Genomic DNA, 3,360 nt, shown 5'->3' with positions numbered 1-3,360 from the left:
GGCAAAATAGGGAAAAGACCGCTCGATATACATAAAAAAGAATTTAAAGAAATTAAAAAAAGAAAAAGAGAAAAATTTTTGGGGTCTCCAAGCGTCGGCGCAACGGGGAACTTGCTTAAATTAAGGGAAGGGAAAAGCAAAAAAACCACCATAAAAACCGCGAGGGCCGAGCAAAAATTTTGGATTTAGTGGTTTTTCTTCGCAAATGTGGCGTGAAAATAACACGCAAAAAGAGAAGTTTTTTTGTTAGAGGGGGAAACTTAAAAGAAGCCGTGGAATACGAAATAATGCCGGATAGAATCGCAGCTTTAACGTACATAATGGCGGGGAAAACAACAGGCGGGCGGGTAACAATTAAAAACATTAGTTATAATAAACATATAAACCCCGTATTGGATGCGCTCCAAAAAAGCAGAATCGAAACCGCAAGCCACCCAGGGTTCCCAACCGACGCAGGCGCGATAGTTATGCCGTATTTAGCCTTAAAAAAAGGGAAGAAAACAGAATATGTAGAAAACGTTTTTGAAAATCGAATGAGCGTGTTGGAGGAGCTAAAAAAAGCAGGAGCAGACATAGAGGTCTTAGAAAACAGGGCGAAGATAAAAGGAGTAAAAAAAATAAACGCAAGCCAATTCGAAGGAAAGGACTTGCGCGCCGCAGCAGGGCTAACGATTGCAGCGTTGGCTATAAACGGAAAAAGCGAGATAACAGGAATTAAATACATCGAACGCGGCTATGAAAAATTCATCGAAACCCTAAAATCTCTCGGCGCGGAAATAGATGTTATAGAACCGCAGAAACGACGTTTTTCATTAGGACGGCGCGAGTCATAGGACCGACTCCGCCCGGCACTGGTGTGATATAACCGGCAACTTTTTCGCATTCTTCAAAAGCTACATCGCCGACCAACCTGCTATCCTCCAATCGGTTCATGCCGACATCGATGACAACAGCCCCCGGCTTAATATAATCGCCTTTTATGAGCTCGGCAACGCCAACAGCAACGACTAAAACGTCTGCAGCGAGGCACTCTTCTTTTAGGTTAACCGTGCGCGAATGGCAGATTGTAACCGTCGCGTTTTTGTGCAGAAGAAGCATGGACATCGGTTTGCCGACGATGTTGCTCCTGCCTACAACGACGCACTTTTTGCCCGTTAAATCGACTCCGGTTTTAGCAATCAACTCCATTACGCCGGCGGGTGTGCATGGCAAGAATTTATAATCACCGATCATGATTTTCCCGACGTTAGAGGGATGAAAAGCATCGACGTCTTTTTGCGGATTTATCGCGTTTATAATTTTTTGCTCGTCAATATGTTTTGGCAACGGCAGCTGAACTAAAATGCCGCTAACGTTTTTATCGTTATTTAATTTTTCGATTATATCAAGTAAACTCGTTTCGGTCGTGTCTGCAGGGAGCGCGATTTCAATTGATTCTATGCCGACTTCCGCGCAATCGTTTTTCTTGCCGTTAACATAAACACGGGAAGCTGGGTCATCGCCGACTATAACAACCGCGAGCGCGCAAGAAAGCCCCTCTGCATGAATCTTTTGCTTTAAGTCTTTTTTTATCTCGGCAGCTAACGCCTTGCCGTCTAGTATTTTCGCCATCATTTTCTCCTTTCAAAAAACTTATCGTAAATAGCAAAAGCAATAGAAAGAATAGCGGCAGGAATAAAAAAGAAAAAAAGACCAAGAACGAAGGCGGGGGCGAACCCATCGCCGTAATTTCCGCCGTTATAAAAAGCAAAAATTAGAGAAGAAACCAAGAACCCAGCCCAAACTAGCAAAATTTTTTGATTGGTTTTCATGTTTTTAAAACCTCCTTTTATCATTTGTGTCATGGTTGACACTCGTTTTTGATTAAAGATTTTAGTTCTTTTCCTTTTATAAAAAAATGTTCGGTCTTTGAGAGAACGCTTTGAGAAAGAACGAAAGAATCATATAAAACAAACAACCTTTTTTCTTCGGCGCTTTTAGAATAGTTTTTAACCCAGACATCATTAAGCGAAAAAGGGGTTTCTAATTCATAACCTTCGTAATTTGCATTAGCCGAGCCAGACACAAAGAAGACGTGGACATCATTGACGACATAAACGGGGTAAGCTTGGTCGTCTGTTAAACAAGGAAAAACGAATTTGTAATAATCGCCGTAAGGAGTTTGTGCGTCTATATCATCTTCTGTTGTAGAGCGTCTGGCGATGTCAAATAACACGTTTTCGTAAACAACATAACGTCCCAGCCCGACAGAGGAAAGATCGGCATATTTGGGTAGGGAGGAAACCTCGAGAGAGTTTTTGGTCTTTTGAGCCTGGCTGTGGTTTTCATATAACTTTTGACCGGCGCCGTTGTTTAACAATATAACAAAAGAAATTAAGAAAGAAAAAGAAAAGAAGATGGAGACGAGAGGGATGAAAAAAGACGTTTTTTTGGGGTTGGCAGAGGGCGCGGAACGGCAGAAAAGAATTGTGAGGAAAATGGCTGCAGAGAGAGAAACGACCAAAGCAAGGAAATAAAGAGGCCAAAAAAACAACAAATACCAACCTGATGCATTAAACGAGCCGGTTAGAAAAACCACGATTATGAAATGAACAGCAAGAAGAAAAGATAGGAACCCAACCCAGACGGAAAAGATTTTTAGAAATTTTGTGTTTAACAAGTTCATGTGTTTTTTCTCCTTATAATGTGCTGCCCAAAAGCCCAGCTAAGTTGCCGAACGCAGCTTTTTTAAGCTTTGGCATACAGTGTTTGTATATTAAAATGTTTTCGACTTCTAGTTTTAAAATTTGTTCGTAGCAGGCAAAATCCTCCGCTGCCCCTCCGCCAAAAGCGATTACCTCGGGGTTATATGTAAGAATTAAATTATTCACGCCGATCGCGATGTGTTTTACCCATTTTTCCATGACCAGACGGGCGTTTTTATCGCCTTTTTTGATTGCGGCGAAGAAGGAGCGAACACCAACGGAAAATTCTTCTTTTGGGAAAAACTGTTGAGAAAGATTAATTAACGCTCTGCCGGAAGCTTCCTTCTCCCATTCTTGCTTGCCGAACCGCAAATGCCCCACCTCGCCTGCGATTTTGTCTTTTCCGCGGAACAAAGAGCCGTTTAGGAATATGCACCCGCCAATTCCTGTGCCAAGAGTTAATAAAATGGAGTTTTTGGCTCCTTTTAGCGCGCCTTTTTGGAACTCTGCCAAGCCCGCCGCGCGCGCGTCGTTAATTAGATTAACGGGGAAATCAAACAAAAACCCGTTTAAGCAGGGGATGTTTGGGCATTTTATGATTCGTTGCCCTTCGACAATTCCCGCAACAGCGGCAGATGTTATAAAACTTGTTAAACTTGCAAAAGAAAAGGTTTAT

At 42.2% G+C, this 3,360-nt stretch carries 6 protein-coding genes; 2 read left to right on the top strand and 4 right to left on the bottom strand.

Going from position 1 to position 3,360, the window contains the following annotated elements; translation table 11 throughout:
- A partial coding sequence (locus ACYVTD_RS10820; protein WP_461247782.1) for a hypothetical protein occupies nt 1-189 on the top strand: 189 nt, incomplete at its 5' end.
- Nucleotides 189-833: a hypothetical protein gene (locus ACYVTD_RS10815; RefSeq protein WP_461247783.1), complete on the top strand. Its 645-nt coding sequence runs from the start codon at nt 189-191 to the stop codon at nt 831-833. The genes ACYVTD_RS10820 and ACYVTD_RS10815, both read left to right, overlap by 1 nt.
- On the opposite strand, the gene folD is transcribed toward ACYVTD_RS10815, so the two are convergent.
- From folD to ACYVTD_RS10795, 4 genes are all read right to left on the bottom strand, one after another.
- Nucleotides 784-1,614: a bifunctional methylenetetrahydrofolate dehydrogenase/methenyltetrahydrofolate cyclohydrolase FolD gene (gene folD, locus ACYVTD_RS10810; RefSeq protein WP_461247781.1), complete on the bottom strand. Its 831-nt coding sequence runs from the start codon at nt 1,612-1,614 to the stop codon at nt 784-786. The genes ACYVTD_RS10815 and folD overlap by 50 nt on opposite strands.
- The gene (locus tag ACYVTD_RS10805) at nt 1,611-1,811 is read right to left on the bottom strand and encodes a hypothetical protein (protein ID WP_461247780.1); all 201 of its coding nucleotides are present in this window, start codon (nt 1,809-1,811) and stop codon (nt 1,611-1,613) included. Before ACYVTD_RS10805 ends, folD begins: the two co-directional genes overlap by 4 nt.
- A 29-nt stretch (nt 1,812-1,840) precedes the next feature.
- Nucleotides 1,841-2,359 (bottom strand): hypothetical protein, encoded by a 519-nt coding sequence (locus tag ACYVTD_RS10800; RefSeq protein ID WP_461247779.1) that lies wholly within the window; start codon nt 2,357-2,359, stop codon nt 1,841-1,843.
- Nucleotides 2,360-2,678: 319 nt separating this feature from the next.
- On the bottom strand, nt 2,679-3,245 hold the full coding sequence (locus ACYVTD_RS10795; RefSeq protein WP_461247778.1) for an ROK family protein: 567 nt from the start codon (nt 3,243-3,245) through the stop codon (nt 2,679-2,681).
- Nucleotides 3,246-3,360: the final 115 nt, after the last annotated feature.

The organism is Treponema sp. R6D11, assembly GCF_054786075.1.
Note: the sequence above shows the minus strand (reverse complement) of the source record. Positions and strands in the feature narration are given on the sequence as shown.

What these genes read in the sequence shown, in the direction of transcription:
- folD (WP_461247781.1), bottom strand. Translation starts at nt 1,614, where the DNA reads ATGATGGCGAAAATACTAGACGGCAAGGCGTTAGCTGCCGAGATAAAA.
- ACYVTD_RS10805 (WP_461247780.1), bottom strand. Translation starts at nt 1,811, where the DNA reads ATGAAAACCAATCAAAAAATTTTGCTAGTTTGGGCTGGGTTCTTGGTT.